The organism is Glutamicibacter protophormiae (assembly GCF_014647495.1).
Taxonomy (GTDB): Bacteria; Actinomycetota; Actinomycetes; order Actinomycetales; family Micrococcaceae; genus Glutamicibacter; species Glutamicibacter protophormiae.
The window spans coordinates 249,282-264,552 of record NZ_BMPH01000001.1; the positions used below are offsets into that span (position 1 = coordinate 249,282).

Genomic DNA, 15,271 nt, shown 5'->3' on the forward strand with positions numbered 1-15,271 from the left:
TGGCGGATAATGGGAGCAGTCAAGTGCGCGATAGACTAGTTGTTTCGCACGGACTTGCGGTGCCCGCACGGGCAGAAATGTGAAGGGGATGACTGTGTCTTTACTCGAGACCATAAAGAAACCAAGCGACCTGCGGGCGCTTACCCTGGATCAGCTCACCCAGCTGGCGCAGGAGATCCGCGCCTTCCTCATCGACAACGTCGCCCGCACCGGCGGCCACCTGGGCCCGAACCTCGGTGTGGTGGAACTGACCATCGCCATGCACCGCGTGTTCGATTCCCCGACCGACTCCATCGTGTTCGACACCGGCCACCAGTCCTACGTGCACAAGCTGCTGACCGGACGCCAGAATTTCCAAACGCTGCGCCAGCAGGGAGGCCTGTCCGGATACCCCGACCGCGGCGAATCCGAGCACGACATCGTCGAGTCCTCCCACGCCTCGTCCTCGCTGTCCTGGATCGACGGCATCTCCCGGGCCAACAAGCTGACCGGCCGCACCGAAAGCTACGCGGTGGGCCTGGTGGGCGACGGCGCGCTGACCGGCGGCATGGTCTGGGAAGCGGTGAACAACATCGCCGCGGACAAGGAGCGCAAGGCCGTGATCGTGGTCAACGACAACGGACGCTCCTACGCCCCGACCATCGGCGGTCTGGCCGACCAGCTCGCGGGCCTGCGCCAGCAGCTGGACAAGGTCCGTACCCACCCGGCGTACGAAACCGCCATGGACAAGCTCAAGGGCCGGCTGAAGGATTCCGGCCCGGTCGGCAACTTCACCTACAAGTCGCTGCACGCCACCAAGAAGGGCATCAAGGACTGGTGGGCCCCGCAGGGACTCTTCGAGGACCTGGGCCTGAAGTACATCGGCCCGATCGACGGCCACAACCTCGCCGCCGTGGAGGAAGCACTCCAGCAGGCCAAGCAGTACGGCGGCCCCGTGCTGGTGCATGCGCTCACCGAAAAGGGCCACGGCTATGCGCCGGCCTTGGCCGACGAGGCGGACCAGTTCCACGCCGTGGGCGTCATCGACCCGGCCACCGGCGCCCCGGTCGCCAAGCCCAGCGCGCAGAGCTGGACCAGCGTCTTCGGCGACGAGATCGCCAAGATCGCCGACGAGCGCGAGGACGTCGTGGCGATCACCGGAGCCATGCTGCTGCCGGTGGGGCTGAAGAAGATGTCCGACGCCCACCCGGACCGCGTGCTGGACGTCGGCATCGCCGAGCAGCATGCCATGACTACCGCCGCCGGCCTGGCCTTCGGCGGGCTGCACCCGGTGGTGTGCGTCTACGCCACCTTCCTGAACCGCGCCTTCGATCAGCTGCTGATGGACGTCGCGCTGCACAAGGCCGGGGTCACCATCGTGCTGGACCGCGCCGGCGTCACCGGCCCGGACGGAGCCAGCCACCACGGCATGTGGGACATGGCGCTGACCCAGATCATCCCGAACCTGCATCTGGCCGCACCGCGCGACGCCACCCGCCTGCGCGAGGAGCTGCGCGAAGCCATGGACATCAACGACGCCCCGAGCGTGGTCCGCTTTTCCAAGGGCTCGGTGGGCGAGGAAGTCGAGGCCATCGACCGGCTGCCCGACGGCGTGGACGTGCTGGCCCGGCTGGGCGACCGCGCCGCGCCTGACGTGCTGATCATCTCCGTGGGCGCGATGAGCGAGCTGTCCCTGGACGTGGCCGCGCGGCTGAACAGCCAGGGCGTCTCGGTGACCGTGGTCGACCCGCGCTGGGTGCTGCCCATGCCGTCCTCCGTGATTTCGCTGGCCGCCCGCCACCGAATTGTGGTCTGCATCGAGGACGGGGTGCGCGCCGGCGGCGTCGGTTCGCGCCTGCGCACCGAAATGCGCGCCGCCGGGGTGGACACCGCGCTGAACGAGGTCGGCCTGCCCACCAAGTTCCTGGCCCACGGCACCCGCGCCGAAGTGCTGGAGCGCGTGGGGCTGACCGCCCAGCAGGTCGCCCGCGATACGCTGGCCCAGGTGCTGGGCACCAAGGTCCCGTTCGCCCGGCCGCTGCCCGGCCAGGACCTGCCCACCGGACAGATCCCCAAGCTGTGAGCGCCAAGCCCGGTTGCCCCGAGCACCTGCCGCGCAACCCCCAGGCCGTCGCCGTCGGAGCACTGGTGGTGGCGCGCGCTTGGAAGTACGACGCCAGCCCGCATTGGGTGGTGCCCGGTTTCTACCTGGGGAGCGACGACCACGGCCACTGGGTCCACCAGCCCGCCGGCTCGCTGGTCTCCCGACCGGGCACCGCGCACCTGGCCGCCTGCGACGCGCTGTGCCTTTTCCCGTCCGAGGGACAGTGGATCGCCACGCTGTACGACGACCCGGATGAGGATTTCGACGTCTACATCGACCTGGCCGGCGGCATCGGCTGGCAGCAGATGAAGCGCGGCGCCTGGGAAGTGAACTCCATCGACCTGGACCTGGACGTGATCCGCTCGCACAGCCGCGGCACCTTCCTGGACGACGAGGACGAGTTCGAGCAGCACCGGCTGGAAATGGGCTATCCCGAGGCATTGCAACGCTCGATCCGCGCCGAAAGCCGCAGGCTGCTTGACGCCGTGCGCGCCGATGCGGCCCCGTTCACCGCGGAGCACCGGCGGCACTGGCTGGAGCGGGCCCGCACCCTGCAGCGCGTCGGCTGAGCCGGCCCGACGCACCGAAACCATGCAAGACACCGAGACACCAACCCCTGGGGGAGACCGATGGCGATCATTCGCACATACCGGATGAACGAGAAGAACGAACTGCAGTTCCGCGAAGCGTGGTTCCAGCAGTTCGAGGACGACGAGCTGGGCCAGTTCGTGATCAACCACGGACCGGTAGGCCACATGTCGCAGACCAGCCAGGTGCAGGACGTCACCGCCGACCGCGCCGACGAGCTGTTCGCCGGCTTCGTCGCGGCCTGCGCCGCCGAGGACTACAAGGAGCTCGCCGACGAGGAGCAGTCCTGGGTCATCGTGCAGTACGCGCTGAAGACCGCCGAGGGCACCGCGCGTGACAAGTACCTGCAGAACAAGGCCACCGAAGCGCTGACCGGCCACTTGGCCTGGCGCGGACTGGGCACCGTGGAATCCAGCGATTTCGGCAACCGCAAGCTGAACATCCGCATCCTCACCCCGGCCCCGAAGCTCGCGGTCAACGCCGTCAAGGTCTGCATCCGCGAAGCGAAGCTGGACTTCACCAAGATGGTCATCGCCACCGCGCCGTACGACGGCCTGGACAAGGCGCGCATGGCCTACCCGATGCCGCCCAAGCCGTTCAGCCTCGACTAGGAGCTGCAAGCCATGCCGACGCCGGCGTTCAGCATCCAGCCACTGGAACCGGGGGACTACCCGGCCGTGCGCGAACTGTCCCGGAGCCTGGGGCGGTGCAGTGCGCCGGAGCGCTTCGCTCCCGGCGGCTGCCTGCTGGCCGCCCCGTCGGAGAACGGGCGCCTGGTCGGCTGGGCCAAGGCGCAGTGGTGGGATCCGCAGGATCCGGTGGCCCCGGCGGGCTACTACCTGGGCGGGGTCGAGGTCGACCGCCGCTGGCGGCGCCGCGGCGTGGCCGCGGCGTTGGGCCTGGCCCGGCTGCGCTGGGTGGCACAGCGGGCGGACGCCGCCTGGTGCGTGGTGAACACGCGAAATAGCGCCTCGCTGGCCTTGCAGCGCTGCCTGGGGTTCACCGTCCGGGCGCGGGGCGCAAGCTTCGGCACGGTGGAGTTCACCGGGGGAGCGGGTCTGCTGCTGTGCCGGCCACTGGAAGATTTCGCGCCCCGCGACGGCGCGGACAACGACGAGCAGAAGTAAGGACACATGATTCCTCAAGAAGACCGGGACGAGAACCCCGGCGCCAAGCGCAAGCCGGTGCACATGGGTGCCACGCGGGTGCCGCTGCACCTGGTGTTCCAGGCCTGCGTGGGCGTCATCATCGGCATCGGCATCACCTCGCTGTTCTCCGGCATCGGCCATGCCCAGCTGGCGCTGGCCGGCGTGATTGTGGTGATCGCCGCCTGGATCGTCGAACAGGGCTTCCATCTGCCCGAACCGAACACCAGGACCGGCGCCCGGATCCGGCTGATCCTGCGCATCGTCTCGCTGGTCGGCTTCACCATTGCGGTCAGCCCGCTGCTGCAGCTGATCGAGGCGTAGCCGCGCCCGTCGAACAGGACAGGCGCACGCTGAAATCCCTGCTGTGGCCGGCCGCCCAGGTGCTGATCGGTTTCGCCGCGGGGCTCGTGCTGGCCAAGACGATGTCGCTGCCCGAGGAGCAGATCGCCCTGATCGGCACCGTGATCACCCTGGTGACCTGGCTGACGGACGAGGCGGTGAAGCTCCCGTCGAAGGAAACCCGGCTCGGAGCGGTGCTGCATGGATCCCTCAGGTTCCTGTCGCTGGTCGGCTTCATCATGGCGCTGCAGTCCCTGGCTACGCTCAACGGGCTTGTCGCCTAGGCCGGCGCCCGCAGACCCAGGCGGCAAAAAGGCCCGGGCGGTTGCTTCCAGTCAAGGAAGCATCCGCCCGGGCCTTCGTCGTCTAATGACTCAGCGCAGGAGCCTAGTCGGTGCCGGAATCAAAGGCAGCCAGCTCGTTCACGCGGTCGGTGGCCAGCTCGTCGCTGTCCGCCGGGGTGGCGTCCACGATGGCGTCGGCTCCGCCGGCCTCCAGCGAGCCCACGAGCTTGGCGGTGGTGCCGCCGACCAGGCCCATGGCTGCGTACTGTTCCAGGCGGCCGCGGGAATCGGCGATGTCCAGGTTGCGCATGGTCAGCTGGCCGATGCGGTCCACCGGACCGAAGGCGGCGTCGCCCACGCGCTCCATGGACAGCTTGTCCGGGTGGTAGCTCAGGTTCTCGCCGGTGGTGTCGACGATGGTGTAGTCGTCGCCGCGGCGCAGGCGGATGGTCACGGTGCCGGTGATGGCCGAGCCGACCCAGCGCTGCAGCGACTCGCGCAGCATCAGGGCCTGCGGGTCAAGCCAGCGGCCTTCGTACATCAGTCGGCCCAGGCGGCGGCCTTCGTTGTGGTAGCTGGCCACGGTGTCTTCGTTGTGGATCGCGTTGACCAGGCGCTCGTAGGCGATGAACAGCAGCGCCATGCCCGGAGCCTCGTAGATGCCGCGGGACTTGGCTTCGATGATGCGGTTCTCGATCTGGTCGCTCATGCCCAGGCCGTGGCGTCCGCCGATGATGTTCGCCTCGTTGACCAAGGCGACCGGGTCGACGAATTCCTTGCCGTTGATGGCGACCGGGCGGCCGGCGGAGAAGGTCACGGAAACATCTTCCGAGGCGATCTCGACGCTTTCGTCCCAGTACTTGACACCCATGATCGGCTCGACGTTCTCGATCGAGCTGTTCAGCAGCTCCAGGGTCTTCGCCTCGTGGGTGGCGCCCCAGATGTTGGCGTCGGTGGAGTAGGCCTTCTCGGCCGAGTCGCGGTACGGGAAGCCGTGGGCGACCATCCACTCGCTCATCTCCTGGCGGCCGCCCAGCTCGGCGACGAACTGCGGGTCGAGCCACGGCTTGTAGATGCGCAGCTTCGGGTTGGCCATCAGGCCGTAGCGGTAGAAGCGCTCGATGTCGTTGCCCTTGTAGGTCGAACCATCGCCCCAGACGTCCACGCCGTCCTCGCGCATGGCGCGCACCAGCAGGGTGCCGGTGACCACGCGGCCCAGCGGGGTCGTGTTGAAGTACGACTTTCCGCCCGAGCGGATGTGGAAGGCGCCGCAGGCCAAGGCGGCGAAGCCCTCTTCGACCAGGCCCGGCTTGCAGTCGACCAGGCGCGAAGCCTCGGCGCCGTACTCCAGGGCGCGGCCCGGAACGGCGTCGATGTCCGGCTCGTCGTACTGGCCGAGATCACCGGTGTAGGTGTACGGAATGGCGCCGTTGTGGCGCATCCAGGCGACGGCAACGGAGGTGTCGAGGCCACCGGAGAACGCGATACCGACGCGCTCGCCTACTGGGAGATTGGTAAGAACTTTAGACATGTTTCCATCCTAATGGATAAATATGCATTGTAGTGAATTGAGACTGAATGCCGGGGCGCGGAGACCTACCAGATAGCCTATGGGTATACGACGCTCCAGTGAAGCGGAGCACAACTATGAAGTGAAGAGGTGTCCATGGAATTCCGCCAACTTGGCCGCAGCGGCCTGAGTGTTTCCGTCGTCGGTCTGGGCTGCAACAACCTGGGGCGGACCGGTACCGCCACCGAATCCCAGGAGGGGACCAACGCGGTGGTCCACGCCGCGTTGGAGGCAGGAATCACGCTGTTCGACGTGGCCGACACCTACGGGCGTGAACCGGGTCTGTCCGAAATCCGCCTGGGCGCCGCGCTGGGCAGCGCCCGCGAGGATATCATCCTCGCCACCAAATTCGGCATGGACATGGGCGGGGTGAACGGACCGGACTTTTCGGCGCGCGGATCGCGCCGCTATGTCGTCAAGGCGGTCGAGGCCTCGCTGAAGCGTCTGGGCACCGACTACATCGACCTGTTCCAGTTCCACACCCCGGATCCGAACACCCCGATCGAGGAGACCCTTCGGGTGCTGGACGATCTGGTGGCCAGCGGCAAGGTCCGCTACATCGGGCATTCAAACCGGTCCGGCTGGCAGATCGCGCAGGCCGAGTACGTGGCCCGGGAGCTGGGCACCGAACGCTTCATCTCCGCGCAGAACCACTACAACATGATCGACCGCCGCGCGGAGCTGGAGGTGCTTCCGGCCGCGAGGGAATTCGGGCTCGGCGTGCTTCCCTACTTCCCGCTGGCCAACGGGCTGCTCACCGGCAAGTACTCCAAGGGCCACGCGCCCGAAGGAAGCCGCCTGACGCATTCGCGGCAGCACCTGGTGGAATCCAGCAACTTCGAGCAGCTGCAGCAGTTCTCCGACTTCGCCGCCGCGCGCGGGCTCACCGAGATCCAGCTGGCCTTCTCCTGGCTGGCCGCCCAGCAGCCGGTCGCCTCGGTGATCGCCGGAGCCACCCGCCCCGAGCAGATCACCGCCAACGCGCAGGCAGTCAGCTGGGTCCCGACCCCGGCCGAGCGCGCGGAACTGGACGAGATCTTCCCGGCCCCGGAGAAGATCGCGCCATTCTAAACGGAGCTTAAAGCACCATGCGGCGGAACCCCCGAATCGGGAAGTCCGCCGCATGGCGCTTTAACCAGCAGTAAGCCAGCCGGAATCTAGGCGTCGGCGGTGACGTAGACGACGATGTTCTTGTCCTTGATTTCCGCGGCGTAGCGCGGCAGGGCCGCCTTGGCCGGGCCGGCCACCACGGTGCCGTCCTTCGGGGCGAACTTCGAGCCATGGCAGGCGCAGTAGAAATTCTCATCCTGCGACTTCGGCGTCAGCGCGCAGCCCTGATGGGTGCACTTGTTCGAGTAGGCCAACACGGTCTTCTCATCCGGACGGAACACCATGACCGCGGTCGCGCTGCCGTCCGGGTAGGTGGCCGGCGCCGAGGCGCGCGAGCCGACCGGCAGGTCCGAGACCGGCATCAGCACCTGGCCTTCGCCGCTCGGTTCGGGGATGGATTTGGCCTCTGGGGTTTCTACCGCTGATTCTCCGTTGCCGCAGGCGGTCAGCAGGGCTGCCGATCCGATCGCGGCGGAAGCGCACATGAACGTGCGGCGGGCTGGTCGGGCGAAGTCAGTCATGGGTTCATTGTCGCAGAATTATCTGTGACGGCGCCAAGAGGGCGCACCACACCCTGTTTCCGGATGTCGTATTTCTGTAGAGTGGGCGAATTCGCCAATGCCCGCGGCGAAGGACCCGATCCAAGGAGAACCCATGCGCACCTTGACCTACTACGTGGCGGTAAGCCTGGACGGATTCATCGCCGGACCGGCAGGGGAATTCGACGCGTTCCTCGCCGAGGGGGACCACATGCAGGCCATCGGCGAGCAGTTCCGGGGCACCGTGCCTACCGTCCTGGCTGACGCCGTGGGTATCCCGGTCCAAGACGGGCCCTTCGACACCGTGCTGATGGGATGGAACACCTACGCGGTCGGGATGCCCGACCAGCATCTGGCCAGCCCCTATGCCCACCTGCGCCAGGTCGTATTCACCCATGGCCGGCAGGGCCCGGAAGGCAGCCAGGACGTGCTGTTCACGGACCGGGATCCGGTGCAGCTGGTGCGCGAACTGAAAAAGGAAGACGGCAAGGACATCTGGCTGTGCGGCGGAGGCTCGCTGGCCGCCGCGTTGGCCGGGGAGATTGGCCGGCTGGCGCTGAAGATCAACCCGGTGACCTTCGGCAGCGGCATCCGTCTGTTCGGCGACCGCTCCTACCAGCCGCAGCCCTGGCGCAGCACGTCCGTGCAGGCCTTCGAATCGGGGGTCACGCTGGTGCAGTACGAACGGGCCTAGACAGTACACCCAGCGCTTCCCTCCAGCCGCAGAACATGACGGCGGGGTCCTCGGCCGGCGTATGCCGCCGCCGAGGACCCCGCCGTGGTGCGCCGGATCAGCTGTTGAACTTTGCTCCGTTGACGCGTTCGGAGGCGCCGACCTGGTCGAGGTACGGGGTGATGCCGCCCAGGTGCATCGGCCAGCCCGCACCGGTGATCATGCACAGGTCCACATCGGCGGCTTCGGCCACCACACCCTCGGAGAGCAGCAGGCCGATCTCCTGGGCCAGCGCGTCCTGGACCCGGGTCAGGATCTGCTGTTCGCTCGACGGGCTGCTGCCCTGCGTGATGACCTGCGCCGCGGCCGGATTCAGCACCTGGCCGCCCTGCTCGTCGTCGACCCACAGCGAGGTGACCTTCGCGTCGATCAGCTTCTGCAGGTTCTGGGACACCGCGAAACGGTCTCCGAAGGCCGCGTGCAGCGATTCGGTGACATGCTGGGCCACCGGCAGCCCGACCATCGACAGCAGGGTGAACGGGGTCATCGGCAGGCCCATGCCGGACAGGGCGTTGTCCGCGGTCTTGGCGTCGGTGCCTTCGTCGAAGGCCGCCTGGACCTCGCTGAGCAGGCGCAGCAGCACGCGGTTGACCACAAACGCCGCCGCATCCTGGGTGAGCACGGTGGTCTTCCTCAGTGCCTTGCCCAGCACGAACGCGGTGGACAGCGCGGTGTCATTGGTCCATTCGGTGGCGGCGATCTCCAGCAGCGGCATAACCGCCACCGGGTTGAAGAAGTGGAAACCCACCAGGCGTTCGGGGTGCAACAGGTCCCGGCCCATCTCGGTGACCGAGAGTGAGGAGGTGTTGGTGGCCAGCACGCACTCGGGGGAGACAACCGCCTCGACCTCGGCGAAGACCTGCTTTTTCACCCCCAGCTCCTCGAAGACCGCCTCGATGACGAAGTCCGCGTCGGCGAAGCCGTCCTTGGAGACCGAGCCGGAGACCAGCGCCTTGGCGCGGTTGACCGCGTCCTGGCTCATCCGGCCCTTGGCATGCAGCTTGTCGATCTCGCCGTGGATGTAGCCCAGGCCCTTGTCGATGCGCGACTGGTCGAGGTCGGTGATGACCACCGGCACGTTCAGCCGGCGCACGAACAGCAGCGCCAGCTGGCTGGCCATCAGCCCGGCCCCGACGACACCCACCTTGGTGACCGGGCGCGCCAGCTTGGCGTCGGGCGCTCCGGCCGGGCGCTTGCCGCGCTTCTGCACCAGGTCGAAGAAGGCGTAGACGGTGTTCTGGAACTGCTTGCTGCCCATCAGCTCGGTCAGCGCCTGGATTTCCAGCTGTGCCGATTCGGGCTGGGTCAGGGTCAGGCCCTGGCGGAAGACCTCCAGCACCTTGGACGGTGCGGGGGCGGCGCCGTGCAGCTTCGCGTCGACGAATGCCTGCGCGGCGTCCGCTGCCTCCAGCCAGCGGCGGGCCACCTCGGGATCGCGCGGGTCCACTGCGTTGGGACGTCGCGCCTCGGTCTCGCCGCCGAGCACGCCGTCGACGAACGCGACCGAATGCTCGATGAAGTCCGCCGGCTCGAACAGGGCGTCGGCCACACCCATCTTGTAGGCGGCCGGGCCGGAGAGCGTCTTGTTGTTGTTCAGCGGGTTCTCGATCATCACCTTCAACGCGTTCTCCGGCCCCACCAGGCGCGGCAGGCGGTAGACGCCGGCCCAGCCCGGGATCAGCCCGAGGAACGCCTCGGGCAGGCCCAGCGCGCCGGCGGCGGTGCTGACGGTGCGGTAGGTGCAGGCCAGCGCGATCTCCATGCCGCCGCCCAGGGCCAGCCCGTTGACGAAGGCGAAGGTCGGCACGCCCAGATCGGCGAGCAGGTCGTAGGCGTAGTGCCCCAGGGCGGCCATGGCGCTGCCTTGTCCCGGCGAGGAAAGCCGGGTGACCGCGGACAAATCCGCGCCGGCGATCAGGAAGTGCGGCTTGCCGGTGATGGCCAGCGCGTGGATCTCCCCGGCCTTGGCGCGCTCGGCCTGGGTTTCCAGCGCTGCGCGCAGCTCGATCAGCCCGTTGGGGCCCAGCGTGGTCGGCTTGCGGTGGTCCAGCCCGTTGTCCAGGGTCAGCAGGGCCAGCACCTTGCCGCTGGGCAGGGCGACGTCGGAGACCAGCGAGTGGGTGACGGTTTCATCGTGCATGAGCTCGGCGATGGCCGAGAAGTCCTGCGAAGTTGTGGCGGTCATGGTTCTGCTCCTTTAAGCCTTGCTGCCGAAGTCGGGGTGGTTCGGGTTTTCCCAGATCACTGTGCCGCCCATGCCCAGGCCGATGCACATGGTCGTGATCCCGTAGCGCACCGAGTGGTCCTCGGAGAACTGGCGAGCCAGCTGGGTCATCAGCCGCACGCCGGAGGAAGCCAGCGGGTGGCCGACGGCGATGGCGCCGCCGTAGCGGTTCACCCGCGGGTCGTCCTGGTCGATGCCGTAGTAGTCCAGGAAGGAGAGCACCTGCACGGCGAAGGCCTCGTTGATCTCGAACAATCCGATGTCCTGGATGTCCAGCCCGGCCTTGGCCAGCGCCTTCTCGGTGGCCGGGACCGGGCCGTAGCCCATCACGTCCGGCGCGACGCCGGCGAAGGCGAAGGAGACCAGGCGCATCTTCGGGGCCAGTTCCAGCTCGCGCACGGCCCGGCCGCTAGCCAGCAGCGCGGCGGTGGCCCCGTCGTTCAGGCCTGCCGCGTTGCCGGCGGTGACCCGGCCGTGGGCGCGGAAGGGGGTGCGCAGTTCGCCCAGCGATTCCATGGTGGTTCCCGGGCGCGGCGGCTCGTCCACGCTGTGCACCGCCCAGCCTTCGCCCGGGCGCTTGGCGGCCACGGAGACCAGGTCAGGTTGGATCTGATGGTTCTCGTAGGCGGCGGCGAGCTTGGCCTGCGAGGCCACGGCGTAGCGGTCGGCGCGTTCCTTGGTGATCGCGGGGAAGCGGTCGTGTAGGTTCTCCGCGGTGTTGCCCATGTTCAGCGCCTGCGGGTCGACGATGCGCTCGGATACGAACCGCGGGTTCGGGTCGGCCCCGGCGCCCATCGGGTGGTTGCCCATGTGCTCCACGCCGCCGGCGATGACCAGGTCGTAGGCGCCGAAGGCGATGCCGCCGGCGGTGGAGGTGACCGCGGTCATCGCTCCGGCGCACATGCGGTCGATCGCGTAGCCGGGCACCGACTGCGGGATGCCGGAGAGCAGCGCCACGGTGCGCCCGATGGTCAGGCCCTGGTCGCCGGTCTGCGTGGTGGCTGCCAGCGAGACCTCGTCGATCTTCTCGGCCGGCACCTGCGGGTTGCGCTCCAGCAGGCCGCGCACGGTCTTCACTGCCAGGTCGTCGGCGCGCGTGCCGTGGTAGATGCCCTTCTCGCCGGCGCGGCCGAACGGGGTGCGGACCCCGTCGACGAAGACGACATCGCGGTCATCGAGCATTCTGCTTGCGTTCTCGTGCTCGGTCGTGGTGTTGGCACTCACCGGCGGGCTCCTTGCGGGGTAGGTTCTGCCTGCCGGAGGGGCCCGGCAGTGGCCACCGTCACAGTGACCTGCCTCATACGTTACTCATGAGTAACTTTTAGCGCAAGTGCAGACCCGGCCAGCTGGCCGGCATCGGGGCCGCGGGGGATGCAAAAGCCGCATGCGGCACCCGCGCCGAGGGCTCGGCGGCAGGGTGCTGCATGCGGCAGCGGTATTCAATGGTGCGGCCCGCGGGCCGGACGCGGCCTGGCCCGAATTTCGGCTAGGCCTTCAGCGCGGCGGCCAGCTTGCCGGCCAGCAACTCGCGCTGCCACGGGCGGGCGCCCAGCGTGCTCAAAGCCTCGTCGATGGAGCCCTCGCTGAGCACCGCCGGGGGAGTCCAGCACAGTTCGCGCAGGAACTTGGGGGTCAGCAGGTTCTCGGCGGGAATGTTCCAGGCCTCGCTGACCTCGGCCACCACCAGCTTGGCGGCGGCCAGCCGGTCCGCGGCCTTGGGGTTCTTCTCGCTCCAGGCGCGCGGGTTGGGCAGCCCGGTCTTGTCAGTGCGCAGCTCGGGCAGGTCGCGGGTGCTGCGTCCGCGCTGCACCGCATCCAGCCAGCGCGGGGCGTCGCGCTTCACGCTGCGCCCGTGGAAACCGGGGATCTGCAGCAGCGCCGGCACCGAGTTGGCCCGGTGCTCGATCGCCGCCATGATGGCCCGGTCAGGCAGCAGCCTGCCCGGGGCGACGTCTCGGCTCTTGGCCAGCGATTCGCGCGAAAGCCACAGCTCGCGGGCCACGGCCAGATTGCGTTTGCTCTTGATCTTGTGGATGCCCGAGAGCTTGCGCCACGGCTCGGCCACCTCGACGGCCTGCGGCGGGATCAGCTCGAAGGCGAATTCCTGCCGGGCGAACTCCAGCTTGCCCTGCTCCTCGAGTACGCCGGTGATCTCCTGGCGCAGCTCTTCGAGCACCTCGACGTCCAGCGCCGCGTAGGTCAGCCAAGACTCGGGCAGCGGGCGGGTGGACCAGTCGGCGGCGGAGTGCTCCTTGGCCAGCGCCAGGCCCAGCAGCTCGGCGACCATGGTGCCCAGCGAAACGCGCGGGAACCCGGCCAGGCGCCCGGCCAGCTCGGTGTCGAACAGCGAGGTCGGGGCCAGGCCGAGCTCGTTCAGGCAGGGCAGGTCCTGGGTGGCGGCGTGCAGGATCCATGGCTGCTCGTTGGCGAACTCGACCAGCGGGGACAGGTCATCCAGGGTTTCCGGGTCGATCAGCCAGGTGCCGGCGCCTTCGCGGCGGATCTGGATCAGGAAGGCGCGCTGGCCGTAGCGGAAGCCGCTGGCGCGTTCGGTGTCCACCGCCAGGTCGCCGGTTCCTGCGCGCAGGGCGCGCACCGCGCGGCGCAGCGCCGGCGGGGTGTCGATGACTTCGGGCACGCCGTCGCGCGGCGCGGTGATTGGGATCAGCGGCGGCGCGGAAGGCTGCGAGTCGTCGGAGGCGGATGACGGTGCGGTCGGCTGGGAATTGCTCATGGTGATTCCATTCTAAGACCGCGCGGGGAACTTCGGCGCTAGCTCAGGCGGCGGCGCGGCAGCTGCTGCACGCCCTCGGGCAGCGGAGGCAGCCCGGCGAAGGTGCAGACCATGTCCGCCCAGGCGCTCAGGTGCACCCCCAGATCCTCGGATTCCGGGGACCAGGAGGCGCGCAGCTCGATGTCGATGTGGTCCTGTTCCCCGGCCATGTTGCCGAAGGATTCGGAGATCACGCGCGTGGCGGTGCCGCCGGCCGAATGGTAGGCCGCGCCGCGTTCGCACAACGCGTCCTCCAGCCAGCTCCAGGCGACCGAGGCGAGCATGGAGTCCTGCCCCATGTCGTTTTCAAGCCGGGCGCGGATGTAGGTGACGATGCGGAACTTGCCGTTCCACAGCTGCTGCCCGGCCGGGTCGTAGAGCAGGATGAAGCGGCCGGTGGCCAGCTGCTCGGCCGGCTGCAGGAAGGGGGTGCGGCCCATTTCCTTGCCGAGGCGACCGTGGCTGGGACCTGCGTGTTCAAGCACGTCGCCGCTCAGGGCGAGGGCGAAGGGGGCGAGGCGTCCGGGGGCCGGGATTTCGGTGAACTGAAGCTCTTTGCGCACCGTGGCGCGGGACAACTCGTCCAGGGCCTTGGCGAAGGCCGGCGGGGTGGCGGCTGCAGGGCGTTCATTGGTCACAGTCAGAGTCTAAAACGCGCCGCACCGCTGGTGCGGTACGGCGCGCCGGTCGGCCGGGGGCCAACTGGGGGTTCGAAGCTAGGCGGTCGCGAACTGGCCCATCAGTTCTTCGAGTTTCGCGGTGAAGGCGTCCACGTCGGCCTCGGTGGTGTCGAAAGAGCACATCCAGCGCACCTGGCCGGCGGCGCGGTCCCAGTCGTAGAAGCGGAAGTGCTGGCGCAGCTCGTCGCTGACCGACGTGGGCAGCTGGGCGAACACGCCATTGGCCTGGGTCGGGTAGACCAGCTCCACGCCGTCGATGCGCTGCACCGCGGCGGCCAGCTTCGCGGCCATGGCGTTCGAATGCCCTGCCAGCTCGCGCCACAGCCCGGTGCCGTAGAGCTCGATCAGCTGCGCGGAGATGAAGCGCATCTTGCTGCCCAGCTGCATGTTCATCTTGCGCAGGTACTTCATGTCGGCGGCCAGCTCGCTGCGCAGGGTCAGGATGCCCTCGCCCAGCAGCATGCCGTTTTTGGTGCCGCCCAGCGAGACGATGTCCACCCCTGCGTCGGTGGTCAGCTCGCGCAGCTCGACCCCCAGCGAGGCGGCGGCGTTGGACAGCCGCGAGCCGTCCAGGTGCACCTTCATGCCCAGCTGGTGCGCGTGCGCGGTGATCGCCTTGATCTCCTCGGGGGTGTACAGCGTGCCCAGCTCGGTGGCCTGGGTGATCGACACGGCCAGTGGCTGCGCCCGGTGCTCGTCGCCCCAGCCCCAGGCCTGCTGGTCGATCAATTCAGGGGTCAGCTTGCCGTCAGGGGTGTCCACCTGCAGCAGCTTGAAGCCGCCCACACGCTCCGGGGCGCCGTTCTCGTCCACGTTGATGTGGGCGCTGGAGGCGCAGATCACCGCACCCCAGCGCGGCAGCAGCGACTGCAGGGCGGTGACGTTGGCGCCGGTGCCGTTGAACACCGGGAAGATCGCAGCCTGCTCGCCGAACAGCTCGCGCGCCAGCGCATCGAGCTGCTCGGTGTACTGGTCCTCCCCGTAGGAGATCTGGTGGCCGCCGTTGGCGCGCTCGATGGCCGCCAGGATCCGCGGGTGCACGCCCGAGTAGTTGTCCGAGGCGAATCCGCGCAATGCCGTGTCGTGGCTGAAGGTCATGATGGGGGAGATCCTTTGCAGGTCGGGGCCGGCCGGTGGGCCGGGGAAAATGGTGGGCGCGGCACATCGGCCGGTGGGCCGTGTTCCGCGCCGGTGGCGGCA

General features: G+C 68.5%; 15 protein-coding genes. 8 read left to right on the forward strand and 7 right to left on the reverse strand.

Features of this window, described 5'->3' with window-relative positions; translation table 11 throughout:
• The first annotated feature begins 94 nt into the window (after positions 1 to 94).
• The 6 genes from dxs to IEY43_RS01130 are packed head-to-tail and all read left to right on the forward strand — an operon-like array spanning position 95 to position 4,442.
• Positions 95 to 2,062, forward strand: a complete 1,968-nt coding sequence (gene dxs, locus IEY43_RS01105; RefSeq protein WP_188946737.1) for a 1-deoxy-D-xylulose-5-phosphate synthase — start codon at positions 95 to 97, stop codon at positions 2,060 to 2,062.
• A complete protein-coding gene (locus IEY43_RS01110) occupies positions 2,059 to 2,652 on the forward strand; it encodes a DUF402 domain-containing protein (RefSeq protein WP_188946738.1) in 594 nt (197 codons plus the stop codon). The genes dxs and IEY43_RS01110 overlap by 4 nt, the downstream gene beginning before the upstream one ends.
• 60 nt (positions 2,653 to 2,712) lie before the next feature.
• On the forward strand, positions 2,713 to 3,282 hold the full coding sequence (locus IEY43_RS01115; protein WP_188946739.1) for a hypothetical protein: 570 nt from the start codon (positions 2,713 to 2,715) through the stop codon (positions 3,280 to 3,282).
• 12 nt (positions 3,283 to 3,294) lie between these two features.
• Positions 3,295 to 3,798: a GNAT family N-acetyltransferase gene (locus IEY43_RS01120; RefSeq protein ID WP_188946740.1), complete on the forward strand. Its 504-nt coding sequence runs from the start codon at positions 3,295 to 3,297 to the stop codon at positions 3,796 to 3,798.
• 6 nt (positions 3,799 to 3,804) lie between these two features.
• A complete protein-coding gene (locus tag IEY43_RS01125; RefSeq protein ID WP_188946741.1) occupies positions 3,805 to 4,140 on the forward strand; it encodes a hypothetical protein in 336 nt (111 codons plus the stop codon).
• A gap of 59 nt (positions 4,141 to 4,199) precedes the next feature.
• Positions 4,200 to 4,442: a hypothetical protein gene (locus IEY43_RS01130; protein WP_188946742.1), complete on the forward strand. Its 243-nt coding sequence runs from the start codon at positions 4,200 to 4,202 to the stop codon at positions 4,440 to 4,442.
• A gap of 103 nt (positions 4,443 to 4,545) precedes the next feature.
• Here the strand turns inward: IEY43_RS01130 and argG are convergent, their stop codons facing one another.
• Positions 4,546 to 5,973 carry an argininosuccinate synthase gene (argG, locus tag IEY43_RS01135; protein ID WP_188946743.1) on the reverse strand — a complete coding sequence of 476 codons (1,428 nt, stop codon included), beginning with the start codon at positions 5,971 to 5,973 and terminating at the stop codon, positions 4,546 to 4,548.
• A gap of 135 nt (positions 5,974 to 6,108) precedes the next feature.
• Between argG and IEY43_RS01140 the strand changes: the two genes are divergently transcribed.
• The gene (locus tag IEY43_RS01140; RefSeq protein ID WP_188946744.1) at positions 6,109 to 7,083 is read left to right on the forward strand and encodes an aldo/keto reductase; all 975 of its coding nucleotides are present in this window, start codon (positions 6,109 to 6,111) and stop codon (positions 7,081 to 7,083) included.
• Between the two features lie 86 nt (positions 7,084 to 7,169).
• Here IEY43_RS01140 and IEY43_RS01145 read toward each other — a convergent pair whose 3' ends face one another.
• Complete coding sequence (locus IEY43_RS01145; RefSeq protein ID WP_188946745.1) at positions 7,170 to 7,643, reverse strand: Rieske (2Fe-2S) protein; 474 nt, start codon at positions 7,641 to 7,643, stop codon at positions 7,170 to 7,172.
• Between the two features lie 133 nt (positions 7,644 to 7,776).
• Between IEY43_RS01145 and IEY43_RS01150 the strand changes: the two genes are divergently transcribed.
• Positions 7,777 to 8,355 (forward strand): dihydrofolate reductase family protein, encoded by a 579-nt coding sequence (locus tag IEY43_RS01150; protein ID WP_188946746.1) that lies wholly within the window; start codon positions 7,777 to 7,779, stop codon positions 8,353 to 8,355.
• A gap of 97 nt (positions 8,356 to 8,452) precedes the next feature.
• On the opposite strand, the gene IEY43_RS01155 is transcribed toward IEY43_RS01150, so the two are convergent.
• From IEY43_RS01155 to IEY43_RS01175, 5 genes are all read right to left on the reverse strand, one after another.
• Positions 8,453 to 10,579: a 3-hydroxyacyl-CoA dehydrogenase NAD-binding domain-containing protein gene (locus IEY43_RS01155; protein ID WP_188946747.1), complete on the reverse strand. Its 2,127-nt coding sequence runs from the start codon at positions 10,577 to 10,579 to the stop codon at positions 8,453 to 8,455.
• 12 nt (positions 10,580 to 10,591) lie between these two features.
• Positions 10,592 to 11,800, reverse strand: a complete 1,209-nt coding sequence (locus tag IEY43_RS01160) for a thiolase family protein (protein WP_188946969.1) — start codon at positions 11,798 to 11,800, stop codon at positions 10,592 to 10,594.
• Positions 11,801 to 12,104: 304 nt separating this feature from the next.
• Positions 12,105 to 13,352: an HRDC domain-containing protein gene (locus tag IEY43_RS01165; protein ID WP_188946748.1), complete on the reverse strand. Its 1,248-nt coding sequence runs from the start codon at positions 13,350 to 13,352 to the stop codon at positions 12,105 to 12,107.
• 38 nt (positions 13,353 to 13,390) lie between these two features.
• Entirely contained in the window at positions 13,391 to 14,029 is a 639-nt protein-coding gene (locus IEY43_RS01170) for a DUF3000 domain-containing protein (RefSeq protein WP_188946749.1), read from the reverse strand.
• 78 nt (positions 14,030 to 14,107) lie between these two features.
• On the reverse strand, positions 14,108 to 15,169 hold the full coding sequence (locus tag IEY43_RS01175; protein ID WP_188946750.1) for a threonine aldolase family protein: 1,062 nt from the start codon (positions 15,167 to 15,169) through the stop codon (positions 14,108 to 14,110).
• Between the last annotated feature and the right edge of the window lie 102 nt (positions 15,170 to 15,271).